The organism is Caulobacter vibrioides, from assembly GCF_002310375.3.
In the GTDB taxonomy this organism is placed as follows: Bacteria; Pseudomonadota; Alphaproteobacteria; order Caulobacterales; family Caulobacteraceae; genus Caulobacter; species Caulobacter vibrioides_D.
Map to the genome: position 1 here is coordinate 1,781,014 of NZ_CP023315.3, position 22,141 is coordinate 1,803,154.

General features: G+C 65.5%; 22 protein-coding genes and 2 tRNA genes. 18 read left to right on the top strand and 6 right to left on the bottom strand.

Annotated elements, in window-relative coordinates:
- Positions 1–207 precede the first annotated feature (207 nt).
- Positions 208–618, top strand: coding sequence for a hypothetical protein (locus CA606_RS08445; protein WP_181242852.1), 411 nt, complete (start codon positions 208–210; stop codon positions 616–618).
- Positions 619–642: 24 nt separating this feature from the next.
- On the opposite strand, the gene CA606_RS08450 is transcribed toward CA606_RS08445, so the two are convergent.
- Positions 643–1,725, bottom strand: a complete 1,083-nt coding sequence (locus CA606_RS08450; protein ID WP_096051538.1) for a site-specific integrase — start codon at positions 1,723–1,725, stop codon at positions 643–645.
- 152 nt (positions 1,726–1,877) lie between these two features.
- Between CA606_RS08450 and dusA the strand changes: the two genes are divergently transcribed.
- On the top strand, positions 1,878–2,858 hold the full coding sequence (gene dusA / locus CA606_RS08455; RefSeq protein ID WP_096051537.1) for a tRNA dihydrouridine(20/20a) synthase DusA: 981 nt from the start codon (positions 1,878–1,880) through the stop codon (positions 2,856–2,858).
- 2 nt (positions 2,859–2,860) lie between these two features.
- Here dusA and CA606_RS08460 read toward each other — a convergent pair whose 3' ends face one another.
- A complete protein-coding gene (locus CA606_RS08460; RefSeq protein ID WP_096051536.1) occupies positions 2,861–3,379 on the bottom strand; it encodes a TIGR02281 family clan AA aspartic protease in 519 nt (172 codons plus the stop codon).
- Positions 3,380–3,597: 218 nt separating this feature from the next.
- Positions 3,598–3,822 (bottom strand): DUF1289 domain-containing protein, encoded by a 225-nt coding sequence (locus tag CA606_RS08465; RefSeq protein WP_096053822.1) that lies wholly within the window; start codon positions 3,820–3,822, stop codon positions 3,598–3,600.
- A gap of 91 nt (positions 3,823–3,913) precedes the next feature.
- On the opposite strand from CA606_RS08465, the gene CA606_RS08470 reads away from it, so the two are divergent.
- The 4 genes from CA606_RS08470 to CA606_RS08485 all read left to right on the top strand — a co-directional run bounded on the left by CA606_RS08470 (position 3,914) and on the right by CA606_RS08485 (position 7,926).
- The gene (locus CA606_RS08470; protein ID WP_096051535.1) at positions 3,914–4,804 is read left to right on the top strand and encodes a nicotinate-nucleotide--dimethylbenzimidazole phosphoribosyltransferase; all 891 of its coding nucleotides are present in this window, start codon (positions 3,914–3,916) and stop codon (positions 4,802–4,804) included.
- A 150-nt stretch (positions 4,805–4,954) separates the two neighbouring features.
- Positions 4,955–6,169 carry an acyl-CoA dehydrogenase family protein gene (locus CA606_RS08475; RefSeq protein ID WP_096051534.1) on the top strand — a complete coding sequence of 405 codons (1,215 nt, stop codon included), beginning with the start codon at positions 4,955–4,957 and terminating at the stop codon, positions 6,167–6,169.
- A gap of 126 nt (positions 6,170–6,295) precedes the next feature.
- Positions 6,296–7,435, top strand: a complete 1,140-nt coding sequence (locus CA606_RS08480) for an acyl-CoA dehydrogenase family protein (RefSeq protein ID WP_096051533.1) — start codon at positions 6,296–6,298, stop codon at positions 7,433–7,435.
- A 353-nt stretch (positions 7,436–7,788) separates the two neighbouring features.
- On the top strand, positions 7,789–7,926 hold the full coding sequence (locus tag CA606_RS08485) for a hypothetical protein (protein ID WP_181242894.1): 138 nt from the start codon (positions 7,789–7,791) through the stop codon (positions 7,924–7,926).
- A gap of 78 nt (positions 7,927–8,004) precedes the next feature.
- On the opposite strand, the gene CA606_RS08490 is transcribed toward CA606_RS08485, so the two are convergent.
- The gene (locus CA606_RS08490; protein ID WP_096051532.1) at positions 8,005–8,313 is read right to left on the bottom strand and encodes a CC_3452 family protein; all 309 of its coding nucleotides are present in this window, start codon (positions 8,311–8,313) and stop codon (positions 8,005–8,007) included.
- Positions 8,314–8,414: 101 nt separating this feature from the next.
- The gene (locus CA606_RS08495) at positions 8,415–9,023 is read right to left on the bottom strand and encodes a TIGR00730 family Rossman fold protein (protein WP_096051531.1); all 609 of its coding nucleotides are present in this window, start codon (positions 9,021–9,023) and stop codon (positions 8,415–8,417) included.
- 72 nt (positions 9,024–9,095) lie between these two features.
- Here CA606_RS08495 and CA606_RS08500 point away from each other — a divergent pair, with 72 nt between their 5' ends.
- The 6 genes from CA606_RS08500 to CA606_RS08525 all read left to right on the top strand — a co-directional run bounded on the left by CA606_RS08500 (position 9,096) and on the right by CA606_RS08525 (position 13,630).
- Positions 9,096–9,899, top strand: coding sequence for a hypothetical protein (locus tag CA606_RS08500; RefSeq protein ID WP_096051530.1), 804 nt, complete (start codon positions 9,096–9,098; stop codon positions 9,897–9,899).
- A complete protein-coding gene (locus CA606_RS08505; RefSeq protein ID WP_096051529.1) occupies positions 9,827–11,758 on the top strand; it encodes an ABCB family ABC transporter ATP-binding protein/permease in 1,932 nt (643 codons plus the stop codon). Before CA606_RS08500 ends, CA606_RS08505 begins: the two co-directional genes overlap by 73 nt.
- A 59-nt stretch (positions 11,759–11,817) precedes the next feature.
- Positions 11,818–12,255 (top strand): VOC family protein, encoded by a 438-nt coding sequence (locus tag CA606_RS08510; protein WP_096051528.1) that lies wholly within the window; start codon positions 11,818–11,820, stop codon positions 12,253–12,255.
- A 166-nt stretch (positions 12,256–12,421) separates the two neighbouring features.
- On the top strand, positions 12,422–13,126 hold the full coding sequence (locus CA606_RS08515) for a glutathione S-transferase N-terminal domain-containing protein (protein WP_096051527.1): 705 nt from the start codon (positions 12,422–12,424) through the stop codon (positions 13,124–13,126).
- 216 nt (positions 13,127–13,342) lie between these two features.
- A tRNA-Asn gene (locus CA606_RS08520) sits at positions 13,343–13,417 on the top strand.
- A gap of 138 nt (positions 13,418–13,555) precedes the next feature.
- Positions 13,556–13,630 (top strand) — tRNA-Asn (locus CA606_RS08525).
- Between the two features lie 48 nt (positions 13,631–13,678).
- Here CA606_RS08525 and CA606_RS08530 read toward each other — a convergent pair.
- Positions 13,679–13,825 carry a hypothetical protein gene (locus tag CA606_RS08530; protein ID WP_181242853.1) on the bottom strand — a complete coding sequence of 49 codons (147 nt, stop codon included), beginning with the start codon at positions 13,823–13,825 and terminating at the stop codon, positions 13,679–13,681.
- A 295-nt stretch (positions 13,826–14,120) separates the two neighbouring features.
- Here CA606_RS08530 and CA606_RS08535 point away from each other — a divergent pair, with 295 nt between their 5' ends.
- From CA606_RS08535 to CA606_RS08560, 6 genes are all read left to right on the top strand, one after another.
- Positions 14,121–14,693 carry a protein-L-isoaspartate O-methyltransferase family protein gene (locus CA606_RS08535; protein ID WP_096051526.1) on the top strand — a complete coding sequence of 191 codons (573 nt, stop codon included), beginning with the start codon at positions 14,121–14,123 and terminating at the stop codon, positions 14,691–14,693.
- Positions 14,694–14,817: 124 nt separating this feature from the next.
- A complete protein-coding gene (locus CA606_RS08540) occupies positions 14,818–16,269 on the top strand; it encodes a TolC family outer membrane protein (protein WP_096051525.1) in 1,452 nt (483 codons plus the stop codon).
- A 128-nt stretch (positions 16,270–16,397) separates the two neighbouring features.
- Complete coding sequence (locus CA606_RS08545; RefSeq protein ID WP_096051524.1) at positions 16,398–16,940, top strand: DUF2497 domain-containing protein; 543 nt, start codon at positions 16,398–16,400, stop codon at positions 16,938–16,940.
- Between the two features lie 126 nt (positions 16,941–17,066).
- Positions 17,067–19,790, top strand: coding sequence for a valine--tRNA ligase (locus CA606_RS08550; protein WP_096051523.1), 2,724 nt, complete (start codon positions 17,067–17,069; stop codon positions 19,788–19,790).
- Between the two features lie 213 nt (positions 19,791–20,003).
- Positions 20,004–21,755 (top strand): class I adenylate-forming enzyme family protein, encoded by a 1,752-nt coding sequence (locus CA606_RS08555; RefSeq protein ID WP_096051522.1) that lies wholly within the window; start codon positions 20,004–20,006, stop codon positions 21,753–21,755.
- Positions 21,756–21,759: 4 nt separating this feature from the next.
- The gene (locus CA606_RS08560; protein ID WP_096051521.1) at positions 21,760–22,125 is read left to right on the top strand and encodes an iron chaperone; all 366 of its coding nucleotides are present in this window, start codon (positions 21,760–21,762) and stop codon (positions 22,123–22,125) included.
- Positions 22,126–22,141 lie beyond the last annotated feature (16 nt).

Here is a 22,141-nt window from a genome sequence, read left to right on the forward strand (position 1 = left end):
CCAGGAGGCCAAGGCCCAGCCAGCCTTTGGCGGTCAGGACACGGGCGGTCGGGCGAAGGCGAGGGGGCATGGGGTGAAGCTAGGGTCTGGCGCACAGCAGCGCTAGGCCCAAGCCCGCGCTTTGGGTCGCGATCGGGTAGACCCCCAATGAACCGCCGGTCGGCGCGGGGCGTTTGATGGCGGTTCATCCGACAAAGGGGCGCAACCATGTGCAAGGGGAACGACCCTCAAACCGCCGCGCCCCTGGGCGGCGTCCACAAGAGGCTTGAGCCAAGACCAGCCCTATCCATGGAGGCGGGCTGCGCCGAGCAACCCATTGTCGTCGAAGGCCGGCGCGCCGGGGTCTCCAGAGCCGTCGATGATCCCGACCAGGCCAGCCGCGTCGTCCACACCAAACCCCCGCCGGTCAAGGCGCCGTTGCAAATCAATGCGCCGAAGTCGGCGCTGAATCTGCCCCGAACGACCAAGCATCCGTTCACCGTTGCGCAGCGCGCGCCCGACCAAGCCTTGGTGTGGACGGCCGCCAAGGACCCCCATCGCAGAGGCCCGGGTCGATCGGTGGCGCAAAGCCAAGGGGCCTGGGTTCACGGGCGCACACCAGAACCGCCTAGACCCTGATCGCGGCGCGGTGATCGCCGATGCTCACGTCGTGGCCGCCTCGCGCAGCGCACGCCGACGTGCGCCGATAGCGTGCAAATCTTCAGGCCGGATATGGGTGTAGCGTTGCAGCATCTTCCAGTCCTTGTGGCCGGTGACCAAAGACACCTCGGGGATCTTGAATTCGGCTTCGAACAGGCGACTGGTGGCCTCGTGCCGAAGGTCGTGGAACCGCAGGTCTGCGATCCTTAGGTGACGGCAGCCCCGTCGAAACGCAGCGCCGACCGAGCGGCTGTTATAGGGAAAGATGCGCCCGGTCCGATGGCCCAGATGCAGGGCCTGTTCCTCGATCAAATCCCACGCGTCGTAGCCACTGATATCGAGCAGGGGAATGTTCTGGTGATTGCCCTGCTTTTGGCGCGGGTCCTTGCGGTCGCGGATCAGCAGCATCTTGTGGCGCGCATCAAGATCCTCCCAGGTCACCCGCGAGATCTCTTCCTGGCGCATGGCCGTGGCGATGGCGAACTTGACGATCCGTCCCATCGGGATGGTCAGGCCGTTCAGCCCCCGAAAGTAGTCGATCAGACGCTCGATCTCGCTCTGCGTCGGCCGGCGATCGCGCTCTTGTCCTTTTCCCACCAGCCCCAGATGGCGTAGCGCCTGGCGCGCCAGAGCCACCGGCTCGGGCGAATAAGGCAGTCCGTGGACCGACGCGCCGTGCGCCAGCAGGGTGCGGATATAGCCAAGGTCGATCCCCAGCGTCATCGGCCCTGCGCCGGCCCTGGCGCGGGCCTTACCGAAGGTGATGAGGGCCTCGCGGTCAAGATCGGCGATCCGCACTGCGCCAAGCTGCTTTTTCAGGGCGTCGAGACTAAAGGCCTTTGTCCGCCTGATGGGCTTGCCCACGCTCTGCATGTCGCGGATGTGCAGATCCACGAGGTCGCCGAAAGTCTGGATCGTGTCGCGCGCGCGCGCGGTGGGGGAAATTCCAAGGTCCAGATCACGCTCGATCTGGCGCGCCCAGGCTTCCGCGTCCTTGCGCAGGCCGAAGGTCTCGCTCACATAGCCGCCCTTGCGGCGAACCTGAGCGCGCCAGCGGCCGGACTTTTGTTTTAGAATGGTGGCCATGGCGCGTGCAAATCCGGTGCGGAGAGCGAGCGTAGCTTAGAGAAAAACTGCGAATTTCTTCGTGTTTTTGCGGAGATTGAGTGTCAGATAACGCCTTGTCTTTTAAGGGTAAAATCCTGGAATATCAAGCCCATAGATTTTCTATTGCACCCATGATGGATTGGACCGACCGGCACTGTCGGTCGCTGCACCGCGGGCTCTCGTCGCGCGCGCTGCTCTATACCGAGATGGTCACGAGCGGCGCGGTGGTGCATGGCGATCGGGAGAAGCTGCTGGGCTATGATCCCGGCCAACACCCGGTCGCGGTGCAGCTTGGCGGATCGGATCCGGCCGACCTCGCGCAGGCCGCTCGGATCGCTGAGGATTTCGGCTACGACGAGGTGAACCTCAACGTCGGCTGTCCTTCGGATCGCGTTCAAAGCGGCCGTTTCGGCGCCTGCCTGATGCGTGAGCCGGACCTGGTGGCTGAGTGTATGGCGGCGATCAAAGACGCCGTACGGGTCCCGGCCACGGTGAAATGCCGGATTGGCGTAGATGACCAGGATCCCGAAGAAAGCCTCTTCACGCTCGTCGACCGCTGCGCCTCGGCGGGGATCGACACCTTCATCGTTCACGCTCGCAAGGCTTGGCTCCAGGGGCTGTCGCCAAAGGAAAACCGCGACATTCCTCCGCTCGACTATGAACTGGTCTATCGGCTGAAGCGCGAGCGTCCGGCCCTGACGATCGCCATCAATGGCGGCGTGGCGAGCGTTGACGCCGCGCTGGAGCATCTGGCGAACGGCGTAGACGGAGTGATGCTGGGGCGCGCGGCCTATCACGAGGCAGGTTTGTTGGGCGAGGTGGATCGCCGAGTGTTCGGGCTGGATGTCGATGACGTCGACAGCTTCGAGGCCGTCGAGCGCTATCGGCCGTATCTGGCGCGGGAACTGGCGGCTGGAACGCATCTGGCGGCGATGAGCCGCCACATGCTGGGATTGTTCCACGGGTTGCCCGGCGCGCGGGCGTGGCGTCGGATACTCACGGTCGAGGGCGTCAAGGCCGGCGCGGGTCTGGACGTGGTGGATCGCGCCCTGGAGGCGGTTCGCGTCGCTCTGGCGTCGCGCGAAGAGCGGTCAGCCCCTGCGGCGGAATAGGGTCAGGGGTGCAGGATCAGCGAGGTCTGGGTGGCCTCGAACCGCGACAGGCGGCCCAGATAGCTCATGCCCAGCAGCGAGTTCTCGAGACCTTTTTCGATGACGAGGGCGTCGACGTCACGAATACGCGCCCCGGCGATCGAGACGCTGGCCAACTTGACGGCGGCGGCGCGGGTCCGGCCGTCGGCGGTGATGACGTTGTAGTCGTAGGTGAGGCGGGTGGTGTCGATGCCCAGGCGCTGGGCGTCGGCCATGCTGAGTGAGACGGCGGTCGCGCCGGTGTCCACCAGGAACCGCACGGCCTTGCCGTCGACATTGCCCTGGGCCCAGAAGTGGCCGTCGCTGTCCTTGGTCAATTGGGCCGCGCCGCCTTCGGCTCCGCCCAGGGTGGCCGTCGCGGCGGAGGGCGCGCGCAGGTCCGGATGTCGCAAGTCGTCCAGGGAGACAACCGCCTTCGCGGCGCCAACCGCCGACAGGGCCCCCACAAGAGCGATCGCCACGAACCTCAACATAGAAGACACCCTGCCTTGTAGGCCTTGAGACCGCTTCTGCGATCGTTGCCTGTATGTTTAGCGGCGAGGCGTTTTCAATGAATGAATCGGTCAGATGAATTTTGAGGTTTGGTTACTGAATCAATAACATAGCGAGTCTTTACTTTGTGCTCATTCCTGAGGAGGGCGAAGCTCGGGAATTTTCTCGCACAAGGTATTCATTTCGCCTGCGCTATGATCAGGGATTGCTAGCGAGACGCTTGCGATGCGGCCGTCAGAGCGACCATCGGGTCGGGTCGATCGGGGAGGGCGGCCATCACCGCGTCTCGCTCGGCGTCGCTGAGCCGGGCCCAGCCGGCGATCTCGGGCAGGGTTCGACGACAGCCCAGGCAGTAGCCCGAGGCCCCGTCGACCGCGCAGACCTTCACACAGGGCGTGACAATAGGGCGTGGCGGTTGGGCGTTCGTCGTCATGCTCATCAGCATTCCTGTTCGCCGGCGCGCGCGCAAGGGTTTGGCGGGGGATGGGGCTTGCTTTGGACGCGGACCGGTTTAAGTCCGCCCCATGACCGACCAGACCGTCTCTCCCTTCGCCGATATTCGCCAACTCGCGATCTCCCCGCCGCAGCCGGGGCCGGCGCCGGCGCTCGAACAAGGGGGGCGTCTGGCCGAGATTTCGGCTTGGTTGACGGCCTGGACCGGCAAGACCCCGCCCGCCGTCAATCGTCCGGTGGTCGCGCTCTATGCCGGCGCCCGTCAGGGCGTAGGGCCTCGGGGCTGGGCGCGCGAGCGTCTGGAGTCCATCGCCGCCGGGGGCGCGACTGTCTCGCGCCTCGCGGGCGTCCAGGGCGCGGGCCTGGAAGCCTTCGACCTGGCGATTGATCGCCCTTCGCCGGACATGGTGACCAAGGCCTCGATGAGCGAGAAGGAGGCGGCCGCCACCATGGCGTTCGGGATGGAGGCCCTCGCCAAGCAGCCCGATCTGCTGATCCCCGGCGTCATCGTCGCCGAGCCCGCGCGCACCGCCGCCGCCGTTTGCCTGGCCCTGTTCGGCGGGGAGGCCTCTGACTGGTCGGATGATCCCGAGCCGGTCGCGGCCGCCGTCGCCCGTGCGCGGGCCGAGGGCATGGGCGACGACCCGCTTGAAATTCTTCGCCAGCTGGGCGGGCGCGAAACCGCCGCCGTGGCGGGCGCGATCCTGGCCGCGCGCGTCCAGAAGGTGCCGGTCCTGCTCGACGGTTACGCCGCCTGCGCTGCGGCCGCGATCGTCCGGGCCATTGAACCTACGGCGATCGACCATTGTCTAGCCGCCCATGCGGGGCCCGTGACCGGACACGCCAAGTTGCTGGAGGCGCTGGGAAAGCGGCCGCTCCTGTCTCTTGATGTCGGCGATGAGGAGGGCGTTGGCGGCGTCTCGGCGCTGGCGCTCGTGAAGCTCGCTTGCGAGGTCCGCTAGGACCGTTTGGGGGTGTCTAAGTGAACGCGGATAATATTCATTTCCGTTGACGCTAACGTCATCTTTCCAAACGGGCGTTCGAGCCATATCATGACTCCCGAAACGCAATAACGGCCCCCATTCGAGGGGTCGATTGAACGGGAGCTCGCCATGAATCTCGACTTCTCGCCCGAGGACCTCGCTTTCCGCGACGAGGTTCGCGCCTTTATCGCCGAGAACTATCCGGCCGGGCTGCGCGACAAGCAGGAAGAAGGTGAGGAGATGGCCAAGGAGGATTTCCTCTCCTGGCACCGCGTTCTCGCCAAGAAGGGCTGGGTGGCCCCCGCCTGGCCGGAGAAGTTCGGCGGTCCGGGCTGGACCTCGGTCCAACGTTACATCTGGTCTGAAGAAACCGCCCGCGCCGATTGCGTGCCGATCCTGCCGTTCGGCATCAACATGGTCGGCCCGGTGATCTACACCTTCGGCACGCCCGAGCAGAAGGAACGCTTCCTGCCGGCGACCCTGTCGGGCGACATCTGGTGGTCGCAGGGCTACAGCGAGCCGGGCGCGGGATCTGACCTCGCCAGCTTGAAGACCAAGGCCGAGCGCTTCACCGGCGATGACGGCAAGGAATACTATCTGGTCAACGGCCAGAAGACCTGGACCACCATGGCCCAGCACGGTGACTGGATCTTCTGCCTGGTCCGTACCGACCCGAACGCCAAGATCCAGGAAGGCATCTCGTTCCTGCTGATCGACATGAAGTCGCCCGGCGTGACCGTGCGTCCGATCATCACCCTGGGTGGCGAGCACGAGGTCAACGAGGTTTGGCTCGAGAACGTCAAGGTGCCGGTCGAGAACCGCATCTACGAAGAGAACAAGGGCTGGACCTGCGCCAAGTTCCTGCTGGCTCACGAACGGTCGGGTATCGCCGGTGTGGCGCGTTCCAAGCGCGGCATCGAGCGGATCCGCCAGATCGCCTCGACCGAACTGAGCGACGACGGCGACTCGCTGATCAAGGATCCGATGTTCAAGCGTAAGGTCGCCGAGCTCGAGATCGACCTGACCGCGCTGGAGTACACCGAACTGCGCACCCTGGCCGGCGAAGCCTCGGGTAAGGGTCCGGGTCCGGAGTCCAGCGTGCTGAAGATCAAGGGCACCGAGATCCAGCAACGGATTACCGAACTGGTGCTGGAGGCCGCCGGTCATTACGGCGCGCCGTACTTCCGCGGCTTCCCGACCGATGGCGACAACGCCCATCCGATCGGCCCTGACTTCGCGCACCGCGCCGCGCCGACCTATTTCAACGTCCGCAAGACGTCGATCTACGGCGGTTCGAACGAGATCCAGCGCAACATCATCGCCAAGATGGTTCTGGGACTCTAGCGCGGGCTGTCATCCCGGGCGCGCCGGAGGCGTGACCCGGGACCGCCCAATTCACTGACTTTGCCGATCCCGGCGCTCCGCTTTGCTGCGGCCGGGATGACAATCAAAAAGAACGGAAACCCAGGGATGGATTTCAACTTCACCGAAGAGCAGTCGATGGTCCGCGACTCTGTCGCGAGCTTCCTGCAGGACAAGTACGACTTCGACACCCGCCGCAAGATCGTCAGCTCGGACGCGGGTTGGCGCGCCGACTATTGGAAGGCCTTCGCCGAGGAGCTGGGTATCCTGGGCGCCTCGTTCAGCGAGGAGCTGGGCGGCCTGGGCGGCGGCGCCATCGACAACATGATCATCATGGAAGAGTTCGGTAAGGCGCTCGTCATCGAGCCCTATCTGGGCACCGTCGTGATCGGCGGCGGCTTCATGAAGCACTCGGGCTACGCCGGCGCGGCGTCGGTCATCGAGGGTATCGTCGGCGGTTCGGCCACCATCGCCTTCGCCTATGCCGAACCCCAGGCCCGCTACACCTGGCAAGACCTGAAGACGACGGCCAAGAAGGACGGTTCGGGCTGGGTGCTGAACGGTCACAAGGCTGTGGTCATCGGCGCGCCCTTCGCCACCCATCTTATCGTCACGGCCCGCACGGGCGGCGCCCAGCGCGACGCCGGCGGCGTGGGCGTGTTTATCATCGACAAGAGCCTGCCGGGCGTCGTGACCCGCGACTACCCGACGGTCGACGGCAACCGCGCCTCGGAAGTCTATTTCGAGAACGTCTCGATTCCGGCTGACGCCCTGATCTCGGAAAGCGGTCTGGCCCTGGTCGAGCAGGTGATGGACGAAGCCATCGCCGCCGTCGGCGCCGAGGCTGTTGGCGTGCTGCGCAAGCTGCATGAGGGCACTCTGGACTACGCCAAGCAGCGCAAGCAGTTCGGCACCTCCATCGCCAATTTCCAGGTGCTTCAGCACCGGATGGTCGACATGTTCATCGAGGTCGAGCAGTCGGTGTCGATGACCTACATGGCCACGATCAAGGTCGGCGAAAGCGCCGCTGAGCGCGCCAAGGCCGTCTCGGCTATGAAGGTCCGCATCGGTCGCGCCTGCAAGTTCGTGGGTCAGAACGCCATCCAGATCCACGGTGGCATGGGCATGACCGACGAGCTGGCCATCGGTCACTATTTCAAGCGCGCGACGATGATCGAGGGGCTGTTCGGCTCGGTTGATCACCACCTGAAGCGCTACGAATCCCTGTCGTTCGACGCGGCCGCCTAAGGGCGTCTACGGACCAACGGATTGAAATGATGAAGCCGCCTGCGTCATCGCGACGCGGGCGGCTTTTTCATGCGCCAAGATCATCGAGGGCGCATTTTCGCGCGCCGGGACTTCGCCTCCCGCAAAACCAATAGCCGTAAGGTCCATGCGTATATGAGACGTGTACGGACTAAAATAGCGGCCCCGCCTCGGTGGCTTTCGAGCGCTCGTCCGCATGCGGATATGGTCCCTATACGGATTAATTTTGCTTGCGGAGAAGTGTCATGGTCGCATTCTTGGCGACGACGCGCTGACGACTAGGAGGGTGCAAGCCCCTGTAAGCCGCGCGCGTCTCCTGGTGCCAACGGCCATGTCTGGGAGACGCCGTCATGAACGTATCGAAGATGAACCACGCTATGCTGTCGTTCGCCCTCTTGGGCGGTATGCTGGTGGGTGGCCGGCAGAGTTCGAAGCCGCCGAAATCCTCGTCGCCGAAGTCAGGGCGAAAATAGGGAAGCGCCATTTGGGCAAAGAAAAAGGCCTCCGCCACATTGTGCGGAGGCCTTGGCGTTGTCGTCCAAGGAAAGGCCTCAGCCCTTCTTGGCGGCAGTGTTGCAATCAGCCAGGGCGTCGCCCTCGATCACTGCGCCGCGATAGGTGAACGCGGTCAGTTCGCCAACTTGGGCGGCGAGCTTGCGGCAAGCGCGGGCGGCCGGCAGCGAGCGGGCCTTGGCCGTCGTGCAGACGTCGCCGGCGCAGCGCCAAGCCGAGCCGTCATGAATGAACGATTCGGCCGTAGCGGCGGTCTTCAGCTTGAGCGAGGCGCTTTCGGTGTCGGCGGCGAAAACCGGCGTGACGAGCGCGCAGGCCAACAGGCCCGCGAAAATGGCGGTACGCATTCTTACAGTCTCCTATCCCCGCGCCGGATGGGAGTTCCGGCGCATGAGCGCGCGATCGGGAGCGTCGCACACCTTTGGGCATAGTTCGTTTTCTTTGAAAACTAAGTCAAGCGCCGAAGCGTGTCTGGCGCGCCCGATTGGTAGATTTCGGTATCCCAGGCCAGAAGGGCGGGCATAACGTCCTCGGCCCGTTCGACAGAACGCCAAGCGTTCGCGAGATCGGGCGGGGTGAGGCCTTGATCGATCGTGTGCCGGATCAGGGCGAACAGCGGATCCCAAAAGCCGCCGGGGTTATGGAACACAATTGGCTTCTGGTGAAGATCTAAACGGCGCCAAGATAGCAGCTCGACAATTTCTTCCAGGGTGCCGATCCCGCCGGGCAGGACGACGAAGGCGTCCGAGCGCTCGAACATCATCATCTTGCGCTCGTGCATGCTGTCGACAATGACGGTTTCCACGTCATCGAAAGGCTGTTCTCGACCCCGCAGGAAGGTCGGAATGATCCCGAGCACGGCGCCACCGGCGGCGTGAGCGCCTCGGGCGGTCGCTCCCATCAGGCCGACGCCGCCGCCGCCATAGACCAGTTTCAAGCCCGCCTTGGCGAAGCTTCCGCCGATGTTGAAGGCGGCTTCGATGTAGGCGGGATTGGCGTCGTTCGACGAGCCGCAATAGACGCAGACGGCGTTCAGGCGCCTGGACTCGTGGGACATCGTCGTCCACTCCACAAAAGACAATGGCGCACGGGGATCGCGCGCCACCGGTTCGTTCCTATTTGAGGCCGCATGATCAGGATTCGCTCCCTGGGTTTCAAGTCGTCGATGGTGCTGGCCGCCGCAATGGCCCTGACGGCGTGCGATCCCGGCTTGCAGAGCGACCCCCGGCGCGCCGAGAAGGTCGACAGCGCCGAGGCGGGCTATCTGGCGCCGCCCGCCCTTGAAAGCGTGCAGCGAACGGGTGCGCGGCTGACCTTGGTCGGACGAGCGCTGCCGGACGCCGATGTGCGGCTGGGCTCACCGGATGGCGAAGTCGTTGTCGGCAAGGCCGGGGCCGAGGGGCGATGGAGCGTCGTGGTTCCAATCCAACCTGGCGTGCGCCTGTTCGGCCTTTCGATGACCCGCCAAGGGCGGACCGTTCAGGCTGAAGGTTACGTCATGGTCTCCGAGGAGGGGCACGTCGCCCTGTTGCGCGCCGGGGCGGGCGCGTGGCGTCTCGCGCCCGCCTCCAGCGCGCCCAGGATCCTGACGGTGGATATTGACCGCGCGGGCGGCGCGGTTGTTTCCGGTATCGCCGCGCCGGGTGCGGGTCTCAACGTTCGGGTCGATCGCGTTGTCAGCGGCGGAGGCCGCGCCGATGACGACGGCCGGTTCTTCGTGGCGCTCAAGGATCCGCTGTCGCGCGCGCCGCATGACATCCAGGTCGGCGGCGAGGGGGGGGAGGATCAGGTGACCATTCCCGCAACGCCCCCCTTGGCCCTAACAACCGGTCCGGTTCGGTCCGAGCGGCTCGCGACGGGTTGGCGGATCGACTGGGTGACGCCTGGCGGCGGCGTCCAGACCACTCTGCTGCTCCACGGCAATCGTCGATGAGGGGGATGGGCGGACCGCCCCGTCCCGGGCGTGAAGCGATCGCCGGGGCCATCGCCAAGGCGGATCAGCCGGTCCGCTTCTGGAAGGCGATGCGGGACCTGGTTCAACTCGTGTTGCGGTCTCGGGCTCCTGGCCTGCGCTGGCGCGTCGCGGTGGCCTTGCTGCTGACCTTGGCGGGCAAGGTCCTGGGCGTGCTGGCGCCGCTGATGCTGGGCGCGGCGGTGAACCAGTTGGCGGCAGGGCAGGGCGCGGCGGTGGCGGTGACCCTGGCCTTCGGCGCGCTGGCGGCCGGCTGGGCTCTGGTGCGCTTCATTTCGGCGGCTGCGCCTCAGGCGCGGGACACGATCTTCACGCCCGTCGCCCAAGCGGCCCAGACCCGCGCGGCGGTCGAGACTTTCGCGCACGCCCTATCGCTCTCGATCGACTTTCATCAGTCCAAGCGCACCGGCTCTCTGTCGCGGGTCATCGATCGCGGCGCGCGGTCGATGGATTTTCTGCTTCGCAGTCTGGTGTTCAACCTCGCGCCGACCGGAATCGAACTGATCCTCGCCGCGGTGGTCCTGGCCAAGGCCTATGACTGGCGGTTCGCTGCGGTGGCGCTGGTGACGGTCGCCATCTATGGCTACGTGACCTTCGCGATCTCGGACTGGCGGATCGGCCACCGTCGCGCGCTGAACGAGGCCGACGCCGAGGCGGCCGGTCGCGCGGTCGACGCCCTCTTGAACTACGAGACAGTCAAGTCGTTCGGCGGCGAGGCGAGGGCGATCGCCGGCTATGAGCGCGCGCTGGACGTCTATGGCCGGGCCAACATCAAGGCGGTGCAGTCCCTCAACCTGCTCAACCTCGTTCAGTCGGCGGTCATGAGCATCGGTTTGGGCGTCATGGCGGTGCTGGCGGGATCGGAGGCGGCGCACGGCCGGATGGGGCCCGGCGATGTCACCGCCGCCGTACTGATCCTGATCAACCTCTACGGTCCGTTGAATATCCTTGGGTTCGCTTATCGCGAAATTCGCCAGTCCCTGATCGACATGGAAGCGATGCTGGACCTTCGCCGCCAATCCGCCGACGTGGCCGATGCATCGGACGCCAAGGACCTGCCGCCTTGCGCCGACCAGCGGGGCGGGGCCGTGGCCTTCGAGGCGGTCTCGTTCCGCCACGGCGCACGCTCTGAAGGGCTAAGCGATGTCTCGCTCGCTATAGCGCCCGGCTCCACCGTAGCCATCGTGGGGCCGTCTGGAGCGGGTAAAACCACGCTGATCCGGCTCGCCCTGCGGATGATCGATCCCCAGGCGGGGCGCGTCACGCTGGACGGTCACGACCTCAAGGCGCTCACCCAGACCTCGCTCCGGCAGGCCGTGGCTCTGGTCCCGCAGGATGTGGCGCTGTTCAACGACACCCTCGCGGCCAACATCGCCTTCGCGCGGCCGGAGGTCGGTGAAGACGAGGTCTGGGCGGCGGCCGAGGCGGCCGAGCTGGGCGACTTCATCCGCAGCCTTCCGGAAGGCATGGCGACCAAGGTCGGGGAGCGGGGCCTTAAGCTGTCTGGCGGCGAGCGCCAGCGGGTCGGCATCGCCCGCGCCCTGTTGGCCCAGCCGCGTGTGCTAGTCCTGGATGAGGCCACCAGCGCGCTCGACAGCCGCACCGAGGCGGCGATCCAGGCGACGCTCCGCAAGGCGAGGGCGGGCCGCACGACCCTGGTGGTGGCCCACCGTCTCTCGACGATCGCCGACGCCGATGAGATCGTCGTGCTCCGACGCGGCAAGATTGTCGAGCGCGGTCGTCACGAGGCCTTGCTGGCCGCAGGCGGGGAGTACGCCGCGCTTTGGCGTCGTCAAACCCGGGAGCGTGAGCCGGTTTAGGGATTGCCGCCGGCGGGGCGGGGCCTATATCGCCATCAACCGACTTCCAGGAGAACCCCATGCGCTACCTGCACACGATGATCCGCGTCCGCGATCTCGAGGCCTCCCTGCGGTTCTACTGCGAGGGGCTGGGCCTCCAGGAAATGTATCGCATGGAGAATGAGAAGGGCCGCTTCACCCTGGTTTTTCTCGCCGCTCCGGAGGACGTGGAGCTCGCTAAGGCGCGCAAGGCTCCCCTGGTTGAACTCACCTACAACTGGGACGACGAGGAATACGGCGGCGGTCGCAATTTCGGCCACCTGGCCTATCGGGTCGACGACATCTACGAGACCTGCCAGCGACTGATGGACATGGGGGTGACCATCAACCGTCCCCCGCGCGACGGTCACATGGCGTTTGTGCGCTCACCCGACAATATCTCGATTGAGCTTCTGCAGGACGGCGACCTGCCGCCGGCCGAACCGTGGGTTTCGATGCCGAACGTCGGGGCCTGGTAGGTCCGCGCACGCGCGGGCGGCCGGATCTTCTGGGTGTCGATCTGGCCGTCCGCTGATCCACTCCGGCGCGGCCTGTTGGTTTTCCCCGTCTAGGGGCGCTCTGGAAAAGCGGCTGGCGGGTCGCCAGATGGGAGCGACGCGTCCGCGTTCTCCATGAGGTCCCTTCATGCCCGATCTGTCCGTCTTCCCGATCACTCAGCGCTGGCCCGCAGAACGACCCGACCAGATCCAGCTCTATTCGCTGCCGACGCCCAACGGCGTGAAGGCCTCCATCATGCTGGAGGAGACGGGGCTGCCCTACGAGCCGCACCTGATCGATATCGGCAAGAACGAGACCTGGGGCGTCGAGTATTTGTCGCTCAACCCGAATGGCAAGATCCCCGCGATCATCGATCCCAATGGTCCAGAGGGAAAGCCGATCGCGCTGTTCGAGAGCGGAGCCATCCTGGTCTACCTCGCGGAGAAGACCGGCAAGTTCCTGCCTTCCGGACCAGCCGCGCGCTATGAGACCCTGCAGTGGGTGTTCTTCCAGATGGCCGCCATCGGTCCGATGTTCGGGCAACTGGGCTTCTTCCATAAGTTCGCTGGCCGCGAGTACGAGGATAAGCGGCCGCTGGAGCGCTATGTCGCCGAGTCGAAGCGGTTGCTGGGCGTGCTGGAGGGCAGGCTGGCTGAGCGCGCCTGGATCATGGGCGATGACTACACGATCGCCGACATCGCCACCCTAGGCTGGGTCCGAAATCTGGTCGGCTTCTACGAGGCGGGCGACCTCGTCGGCTACGGCGGTCTGAAGCATGTCCCGCGTTGGCTGGAAGCGGGCCTGGAGCGCCCAGCCGTCCAGCGCGGCCTGCAGATTCCCGCCCGGCTCTGAGGGCGTTCGCCGTGCCTGCGACCTTTTGGTTCCGGCGTTAAGAATTAGGGGATCATTAACCATAACGGGCGGATTTTCATCGTGTCTTCTTTGAAGGCACCCACCATCACTGACTTCCACAGCCCGGCCGCAAAGCCGGGCTGCTTTTTTTGGATTCGGCGCTTGCATCGGCGCCATGAGGCGGCTATCACGCGGCCTCTTCTGAGAGCGACCTGTTCCGCGGTAGCTCAGTGGTAGAGCAGCCGGCTGTTAACCGGCTGGTCGTAGGTTCGAATCCTACCCGCGGAGCCACTCTCTGATTTCCCGAAAATCAGCACTATTTCCCACGCCGTCGCGGGGCTTCGACATTGCGTGTCCGTCACGCGTTTTCCTGGCTTGCATCGACTCGTTGGGGCGGCTATCTCCCGCCCTCTCTTGAGAGCGACCTGTTCCGCGGTAGCTCAGTGGTAGAGCAGCCGGCTGTTAACCGGCTGGTCGTAGGTTCGAATCCTACCCGCGGAGCCACTCTTCCAAAGTGATTTTGGATTGAGGTCGCCCAGGAGCAATCCTGCGTCACCGCATTCGCTGCTCACGCCGGTCGCGCCGCTTGCGACGCCAGCGGCCATAGGCGCGCTTAATCTTCTCGTCGATCCACGGCAGAAAATAGATCACCACGAGAGCGATTAACGCGAGGGCGATCACCATCGGCGCATTTTGCATGACAGAACCCCAAGTCGTCGTGCTGCGAGCGATATCCTCCCGTCGTCGATCATGTCGGCGACAGGTCCTTATGTTGCCTGCCGTAGCGACGATCAACCAAGCTTCGATGACAAGCCGGACGGCGAAGTCCAGTCGCTCCCGAAATAGCCTATGCGTGTCACTGCGTCGCGCCTTGTGATGTTTTTCCAGCCTCGCGTGAGAGGCCTTCGCGGCGATGAGACCTGGGATCGCATTGCGTTTCGATGATCGGCGGACCTATAAGCCTGCTCGAAAGTCTAATCCTTCGAGGGATTCCATGAGCACCGACTTCGCCGCCGCGCGGCTGAACATGGTCGAGAGCCAGATTCGCACCGCCGACGTGACCGACCTGCCGCTGCAGGACGCGCTGCGCGTGGTGGCGCGCGAAGGCGTCGTGCCGGCGTCGAAGGCCTATCTGGCCTATGCCGACGCGGATATCGAGTACGCGCCTGGTCGCTGGCTCCTGCGTCCCCGTGAGGTCGGCAAGCTGCTTCAGGCGCTCAAGCCGCGTGAAGGCGAGACGGCCCTGGCGATCGCCGCGCCCTACGCGGCCGCCGTTCTGGAAAAGATGGGCCTTTCGGTCACGCGTCATGATGGCGATGATCTGAAGACGGTCCCCGCCGGTTCCTATGACGTGATCGTCTGCGAAGGCGCCGTCGCGGTCGCCCCCAAGGCCTGGCAGGACGCCCTGGCTCACGGCGGGCGACTGGGCGTCGTCGAGCGTACGGGTCCCGTTGGTCGCGCCGCGATTTATCTGCGCGCCGAGGATGGTGTTGGCCGTCGCGCCGCGTTCGACGCCGCGCCGCCTGTGCTGGCTGGTTTTGAGGTCGAGACGGGCTTCAGTTTCTGACGTCGTCGGTCCAAGAGGCGGCCGCAACGTTTGCGTGAAAAAAGCTTAACTGGCGACGACTGGCGGAGCGACTTACACGCGATCATATTGTGGCGAGCGCGGGCTTCGCGTGATTGGGGATAGAATGTTGATGTCGTACCGTCGACGGGCCGGATTGCTGGCCGCCGCTTGCAGCGCTGGCCTCCTGGCTGGGGCCTTTTCCGTCGCGAACGCCGATACCCTCGCCGATGCGATCGCGCTCGCCTATCAAACCAATCCCACGCTGCAGCAACAGCGCGCCAGCGCGCGCGTGACGGACGAAGGCGTTGTCCAGGCCAAGACGGGTTTCCGTCCGACAATCGGGGCGACCGCCGACATCACCGGCTCTGACACCAATCCCGCCGCCGCAGGCTCGAACGTCAAGCTTTCGGGAAGCAGCGCGGCGCTGTCGATCAGCCAGCCGCTCTATACGGGCGGTCGCGCCACCGCGAGCGTGAGCGCCGCCGAGGCTGACGTGCTGTCGGCGCGCGAAGGCCTGCGTTCGGTCGAGCAGGGCGTTCTGGTCAGCGTCGTCCAGGCCTATGTCGACGTCCGTCGCGACCAGGAACGCCTGCGTATCGCCAAGGAAAATGTCGCCGTGCTGCAACGGCAGCTCGACGAGTCGAACGCCCGCTTCGACGTCGGCGAGATCACCCGCACGGACGTCGCGCAGTCGCAGGCGCGTCTGGCTTCGGCCAAGGCCGGTCTCTCCGCCGCCCAGGCGCAACTGGAGGTCAGCCGCGCGTCTTACGCCGCCGTTGTCGGTCAAACCCCTGGTGAACTGGCTCCGGAGCCCAGCCTGGCCGGCCTGCTGCCCGCCAGCGTTGACCAGGCCTTCGAGGCCGCCCAAACGACCAACCCCGGCGTGGCGTCCGCAAAGTTCAACGAGGAAGCGGCCGCTGCGCGTGTCGCCGTGGCCAAGGCCGGTTACCGTCCGACGGTCTCCGCGCGGGCGTCGCTCGGCTACGCGGCCGATAAGCGCTCGGGCGTCGGCAGCCAGTTCGACGACTACGACCGCACCGTCTCGGGCGCGATCACCGCTTCGATCCCGCTGTTCACGGGTGGTTTGACCACCTCGCAGGTTCGCGCCGCGACCGAGCGTGAAAACGCCGCCCGCAGCGCCGTGGAAGGCGCCAAGCGCACCGCGATCCAGCAGGTGTCGAACGCCTGGAGCAACCTCTTGGCCTCGCGCGCCGGGCTCATCTCGAACGAGGAGCAGGTCCGCGCGACCCGCATCGCCTTCGAAGGCGTGCGCCAGGAGCAGCAGGTGGGCCTGCGCACCACGCTGGACGTGCTCAACGCTCAGCTGGAACTCTCCAACGCCGAGTTGGCGTTGGTGTCCGCGCGTCGTGACGAGTATTTGGCCGGCGCCGTCGTCCTGCAGGCCATGGGCCAGCTGGATGTGGCGAAGCTGTCGTCGTCCACCGCCGCTTATGACCCGAAAGCCTCCTACAACCGCGTCACGCATGGCGTGGGCTGGGTGCCGTGGGAGCCGGTGGTGCAGGCGATCGACAGCGTCGGTGCGGCCGCCACCAAGCCCAAGGGCGACGCGAAGTAGTTTTGATCCGCGTCGATTCCGCTCAGGCGCGGACTTGCGCTTGCTTAACACGCGTAAGTCTGCACCATCGCGGCTAAGCGCGCCCCAAGGCGCGCAAGGATTCGTACCTCTTTACGACGGCCCCGCACATGTCCGATCAGTCTCAAGAACCTACAATGGAGGAAATCCTCGCCTCCATTCGACGCATCATCTCGGAGGATGACGCGCCGGCGGAGCCTGCGGCCGAAGCGGCGCCCCCGCCGCCCGAGCCGGAGCCCGAACTCGCGCCCGAACCGATGTCGTTCGACGATGACGTTCTTGAGCTGACGGATCCGATCACGCCCGAGCCTGAGTTGCCGCCGCTGGAAACCGTCGGCGACATCGACGTCTATTCGCCGCCGGCTCCCGAACCCGAGCCCGCCTACACCCCGCCGCCGTCCGCGCCGGTGTTCGACCGCGACGAGGTCGCCGACCAGTTGGTGGGTATTTCGGCCGCCTCCGCTGCGGCAAGCGCCTTCGGCAGCCTGAGCTCGGCCCTGCTGATGCCCAAGGACGGTCGCACGCTGGAAGACGTCGTACGCGAGCTGCTGCGTCCGCTGCTCAAGGAGTGGCTGGACCAGAACCTGCCGCGGATCGTCGAGACCAAGGTCGAGGAAGAAGTCCAGCGCATCTCTCGGGGGCGCGGCGCTTAAAGCCTCAGAACCTTCGGAAAATCGAGGCGGTCGCTGCGGCGGCCGCCTTTTTCGTTGATCAATCCTTCAGAAAACCCAGGCCCGCCGGTTTCCCGGGCGGGCCGCAGATGGCATATCCGCTCCGCCATGCTCGAAAAAACCTTCGATCCCAAATCCGTCGAACCCCGCCTGTACGCCGCGTGGGAGGCCTCCGGGGCCTTCAAGCCCAGCGACGATGCGAACGCCGAGTCGTTCGTGATCGTGATCCCGCCACCGAACGTGACGGGCTCGCTGCACATCGGCCACGCGCTGAACAACACGCTGCAGGACGTTCTGACCCGCTTCCACCGCATGCGCGGCAAGGCCGCCCTGTGGCTGCCGGGCACCGACCACGCGGGCATCGCCACCCAGATGGTCGTCGAGCGCCAGCTGGCCGCCGCCGGCAATGTCGGCCGCCGCGACATGGGCCGCGAGGCTTTCGTCGACAAGGTCTGGGAATGGAAGGCCGAGAGCGGCGGGGCCATCACCAATCAGCTGCGCCGCCTGGGCGCCAGCTGCGATTGGTCGCGCGAGCGCTTCACCCTGGATGAGGGCCTGTCGGCCGCCGTCCGCAAGGTGTTCGTCCAACTCTACAAGCAGAACCTGCTCTATCGCGATAAGCGCCTCGTGAACTGGGACCCGCAGTTCCAGACCGCAATCTCCGACCTCGAGGTCGAGCAGAAGGAGGTCGACGGGGCCTATTGGCACTTCGCCTATCCGCTGGCCGACGGCGTGACCTACCAGCACCCGATCGCCTTCGACGAGGACGGCAAGGCCACCGAGTTCGAGACCCGCGACTACATCGTTGTGGCCACCACGCGTCCGGAGACCATGCTGGGCGACACCGGCGTCGCGGTTCACCCCGATGACGAGCGCTACAAGGGCCTGGTCGGCAAGTTCGTGACCCTGCCGATCGTCGGCCGCCGTATCCCCATCGTCGCCGATGACTACGCCGACCCGACCAAGGGCTCGGGCGCGGTGAAGATCACGCCGGCCCACGACTTCAACGACTTCGGCGTCGGCAAGCGCGCCGGGCTTGAAGCCATCAACATCCTGACGGTCGAGGCCAAGCTGAACGACAGTGTTCCGGCCGAGTATGTCGGCATGGACCGCTTCGTCGCGCGCAAGGCCATCGTCGCCCGCGCCGAGGAAGAGGGCTGGCTGAAGGAGATCGAGAAGACCAAGCACATGGTCCCGCACGGCGACCGTTCGGGCGTGGTCATCGAGCCCTTCCTGACCGATCAATGGTACGTCGACGCCAAGACCCTGGCTCAGCCGGCGCTGAAGGCTGTGGAGACGGGCGAGACGGTCTTCGAGCCCAAGCACTGGGAAAAGACCTACTTCGAATGGCTGCGCAACATCGAGCCCTGGTGCGTCTCGCGCCAGCTGTGGTGGGGCCATCGGATTCCGGCGTGGTTTGGTCCGGAAGGTTCGATCTTCGTCGAGGAGACCGAGGAAGCCGCCTATGCCGCCGCGCGCGCGCAGTTCGGCGCCGACGTCGTCCTGACGCAGGACGAGGACGTCCTCGACACCTGGTTCAGCTCGGCCCTGTGGCCGTTCTCGACCCTGGGCTGGCCCGAGAAGACCTCGGACCTGGAACGCTTCTACCCGACCAGCACCCTGGTCACGGGCTTTGATATCATCTTCTTCTGGGTCGCCCGGATGATGATGATGGGCATCCACTTCATGGGCGAAGCCCCGTTCAAGCAGGTGTTCATCAACGCCCTCGTCCGTGACGAGAAGGGCGCCAAGATGAGCAAGTCCAAGGGCAACGTGATGGATCCGCTGATCCTGATCGATGAGTTGGGCTGCGACGCGGTGCGCTTCACCCTGACGGCGATGTCGGGCCAGGCGCGCGACATCAAGCTCTCCAAGCAGCGCATCGAGGGCTATCGCAACTTCGGCACCAAGCTGTGGAACGCCTCGCGCTTCGCTCAGATGAATGAGTGCGTCCGCGTCGAGGGCTTCGATCCGGCGACCGTCCAGCAGCCGATCAACAAGTGGATCCGCGGCGAGACGGTCAAGACCGTGGCCGAGGTCACCAAGGCCCTGGAGGCTCCGTCGTTCGACGAGGCCGCCGGCGCGCTGTACCGCTTCGTCTGGAACGTGTTCTGCGACTGGTACCTGGAGCTGGCCAAGCCGATCCTGAACGGCGATGACGCGGCGGCCAAGGCCGAGACCCGCGCCACCGCCGCCTGGGCGCTGGATGTGATCCTGAAGCTCCTGCACCCGGTGATGCCGTTCATCACCGAGGAGCTGTGGCAGAAGACCGCTGAATTCGTCGGTCCGGCGCGCGAGAGCATGCTGATCTCGGCGACGTGGCCTGAGCTGCCGGCCGACTGGATCGACGCCGAGGCCGAGGCCGAGATCGGCTGGCTGGTCGAGACCGTGGGCGAGATCCGCTCGATCCGCGCCGAGATGAACGTGCCGCCGTCGGCCAAACCGGGTCTCACGATCGTGGGCGCTGGCCCCGAGACCAAGGCGCGTCTGGCGCGTCACCGCGATCTGCTGCTGACCCTGGCGCGTCTGGACAGCGTCCGGGAGGCCGACGTCGCGCCGACCGGCTCCGCACCGATCGTGATGGGCGAAGCGACCGGGGCGCTGGGCGTTGCGGATTTCATCGACATCGCGGCCGAGAAGGCCCGACTGACGAAGGAGATCGCGGGTCACGTTGGCGAGATCGAGAAGGTCAACAAGAAGCTGGGCAACCCCGACTTCCTGGCGCGCGCCAAGGAAGAGGTCGTTGAAGAGAACCGCGAGCGCCTGGCCGAGGCGCAGGCGGCCCAGGCCAAGCTCGAGGCGGCGTTGGCCAGGCTGGAATCGGTCGGCTAACGGTCCTTCCCGTTCAGAACCAGGGCGACGTCTCATGTGAGGCGTCGCCCTCTTTTTTGGCGCCCTGACGTTGCGGAACGCCATCGGGCGTTTGTCTAACTTATCAATGTTCTCTTGGGGTCAAACGGACGTTTGCATCCCGCTTCCGGCTGTGCTCTCTGGTCACTGAACGCGCTCAGCAAACAAGGCGCGACGCGATACCGGGAGAGTAGAATGAGTCAGGCCGCCCCCACGTCAGTCCCGTGGCCCGCCATGTCCGTCCAGCAGGCCTATGCGCTGATCACCCAGCCGGGCACGCCAGGAGAGATGGAAGAAGTCGAGATCCGTGGGGTAAAGACCCGAGCCTGGAAGAACGCGCCGCCGACTCTGCGCGACACCCTGCTGCTGGGGCGCGCGCACGGCGAGAAGATCTTCCTTGTCCATGAGGACGAGCGGGTCAGTTTCGAGGCCTTCTATCGCGCCGTGACCCACATGGCGGCCGAGCTTGAGGCGTTTGGCGTCCAGAAAGGCGATCGCGTCGCCATCGTGATGCGCAACCTTCCGGAATGGCCGGTGGCGTTCTACGGCGCGCTGTCCTTGGGCGCGATCGTTACGCCGCTGAACGCCTGGTGGACGGGTCCGGAGCTGGAGTACGGCCTGATCGATTCCGGCGCCAAGGTCGCGATCGTCGACGTCGAGCGCTATGAGCGCATGAGCGAGCACCTGCACAGCTGCCCGGACCTCCAGCGCGTTTACGTCAGTCGCGCCAAGGAGGAGATCACCCATCCGTACGTGATCTCGCTGGAGGCCAAGATTGGCTGCCCCAACGACTGGGCCAAGCTCGAAGAGAAGCCGCTGCCAACCGTCGCCATCGCGTCAGACGACGACGCCACGATCTTCTACACCTCCGGCACCACGGGTAAGCCGAAGGGCGCGATCGGCACCCACCGCAACATCAACAGCAACATCTTCGCCGCCGCCGCCGCCGGCGCGCGCGCGTTCCTGCGTCGCGGCGAGGCGCCGCCTCAGCCCGATCCCAGCCTGCCGCAGAAGGGCTCGCTGATCTCGGTGCCGTTCTTCCACGCCACGGGCTGCTTCGCGGTGCTGAACCCGTCGCTGTTCGGCGGGGCCAAGCTGGCGATGATCCGCAAGTGGGATCCCGACAAGGCGATGCAGCTCATCCAGGACGAGCGACTGACCTCGATGGGCGGCGTTCCGACCATCGCCTGGCAGATCATCGAGCATCCGAACCGCGACAAGTACGACCTGTCGTCGATCGAGGCTGTGGCCTATGGCGGCGCGCCGTCGGCGCCGGAGCTGGTGCGCAAGATCAAGGAAATCTGGCCAAATTCCGCACCGGGCAACGGCTGGGGCATGACCGAGACCTCCGCCACGGCGACCAGCAACTCGGCGGAAGACTACGAGAATCGCCCCGACAGCTGCGGTCCGGCCGTGCCGGTCACCGACTTGAAGATCATGACCGTCGAGGCGCCGTATCGCGAGCTGCCGATCGGCGAGGTCGGCGAGCTGTGGTGCAAGGGCCCGCAGGTGGTGCGCGGCTACTGGAACAAGCCAGAAGCCACCGCCCAGACCTTCGTCGACGGCTGGGTGCGGACCGGGGATCTGGCTCGTCTGGACGCCGAGGGCTTCTGCTTCATCATCGACCGCGCCAAGGACATGCTGATCCGCGGCGGCGAGAACATCTACTGCATCGAGGTCGAGAACTGCCTCTATGACCACCCGGCGGTGATGGACGCCGCCCTGGTCGGTGTTCCGCACAAGACCCTGGGCGAAGAGCCGGCCGCCGTCGTCACGCTCAAGCCGGGCGCCGAGGCGACCGAGGCCGAACTGCGCGCCTTCGTCGCCGACCGCCTGGCGGCCTTCAAGGTGCCGGTGAAGGTGGTGTTCTGGCACGAGACCTTGCCGCGCAACGCCAATGGCAAGATCATGAAGAACGAACTCAAGAAGGTCTTCGTGGAGGGGTAGGGCGATGGTCCAGTCCAGGGCGGCGAACGTCGACGACTTCATGCAGGAGGTCGCCCCGGAGCGCCGCCCGGCCCTGGATCAACTGAGAACGCTCTGCCTTCGAGCCTTTGGGCCAGAGAGCGAGTGCATGGCGTTCGGCATGCCCGCCTATGGTCCGCCGAAGCTGCCGTGGATCGCCTTCAACAGCCAGAAACAACACATCGCGTTCTATGTCGGGCAGACGGCGATGGAGGCGTTCTCCGCGCGCTTGGCCGACATAGATCACGGTAAAGGCTGCGTACGTTGGCGTCGTCCTGACAAGATGGACTTCGACCTGATCGCAGACATGCTCGAGCATGTTCGTCTCAGGACGAAGCAGGATCCGGCTTAGGCGCTGTCTGGTTCAG

Excerpts from the sequence above, each read along its gene's own strand:
- CA606_RS08445 (WP_181242852.1), top strand. The coding sequence starts at position 208 with ATGTGCAAGGGGAACGACCCTCAAACCGCCGCGCCCCTGGGCGGCGTC.
- CA606_RS08450 (WP_096051538.1), bottom strand. The coding sequence starts at position 1,725 with ATGGCCACCATTCTAAAACAAAAGTCCGGCCGCTGGCGCGCTCAGGTT.
- dusA (WP_096051537.1), top strand. The coding sequence starts at position 1,878 with ATGATGGATTGGACCGACCGGCACTGTCGGTCGCTGCACCGCGGGCTC.
- CA606_RS08465 (WP_096053822.1), bottom strand. The coding sequence starts at position 3,822 with ATGACGACGAACGCCCAACCGCCACGCCCTATTGTCACGCCCTGTGTG.
- CA606_RS08470 (WP_096051535.1), top strand. The coding sequence starts at position 3,914 with ATGACCGACCAGACCGTCTCTCCCTTCGCCGATATTCGCCAACTCGCG.
- CA606_RS08475 (WP_096051534.1), top strand. The coding sequence starts at position 4,955 with ATGAATCTCGACTTCTCGCCCGAGGACCTCGCTTTCCGCGACGAGGTT.
- CA606_RS08480 (WP_096051533.1), top strand. The coding sequence starts at position 6,296 with ATGGATTTCAACTTCACCGAAGAGCAGTCGATGGTCCGCGACTCTGTC.
- CA606_RS08490 (WP_096051532.1), bottom strand. The coding sequence starts at position 8,313 with ATGCGTACCGCCATTTTCGCGGGCCTGTTGGCCTGCGCGCTCGTCACG.
- CA606_RS08495 (WP_096051531.1), bottom strand. The coding sequence starts at position 9,023 with ATGTCCCACGAGTCCAGGCGCCTGAACGCCGTCTGCGTCTATTGCGGC.
- CA606_RS08500 (WP_096051530.1), top strand. The coding sequence starts at position 9,096 with ATGATCAGGATTCGCTCCCTGGGTTTCAAGTCGTCGATGGTGCTGGCC.
- CA606_RS08510 (WP_096051528.1), top strand. The coding sequence starts at position 11,818 with ATGCGCTACCTGCACACGATGATCCGCGTCCGCGATCTCGAGGCCTCC.
- CA606_RS08515 (WP_096051527.1), top strand. The coding sequence starts at position 12,422 with ATGCCCGATCTGTCCGTCTTCCCGATCACTCAGCGCTGGCCCGCAGAA.
- CA606_RS08530 (WP_181242853.1), bottom strand. The coding sequence starts at position 13,825 with ATGCAAAATGCGCCGATGGTGATCGCCCTCGCGTTAATCGCTCTCGTG.
- CA606_RS08535 (WP_096051526.1), top strand. The coding sequence starts at position 14,121 with ATGAGCACCGACTTCGCCGCCGCGCGGCTGAACATGGTCGAGAGCCAG.
- CA606_RS08540 (WP_096051525.1), top strand. The coding sequence starts at position 14,818 with ATGTTGATGTCGTACCGTCGACGGGCCGGATTGCTGGCCGCCGCTTGC.
- CA606_RS08545 (WP_096051524.1), top strand. The coding sequence starts at position 16,398 with ATGTCCGATCAGTCTCAAGAACCTACAATGGAGGAAATCCTCGCCTCC.
- CA606_RS08550 (WP_096051523.1), top strand. The coding sequence starts at position 17,067 with ATGCTCGAAAAAACCTTCGATCCCAAATCCGTCGAACCCCGCCTGTAC.
- CA606_RS08555 (WP_096051522.1), top strand. The coding sequence starts at position 20,004 with ATGAGTCAGGCCGCCCCCACGTCAGTCCCGTGGCCCGCCATGTCCGTC.
- CA606_RS08560 (WP_096051521.1), top strand. The coding sequence starts at position 21,760 with ATGGTCCAGTCCAGGGCGGCGAACGTCGACGACTTCATGCAGGAGGTC.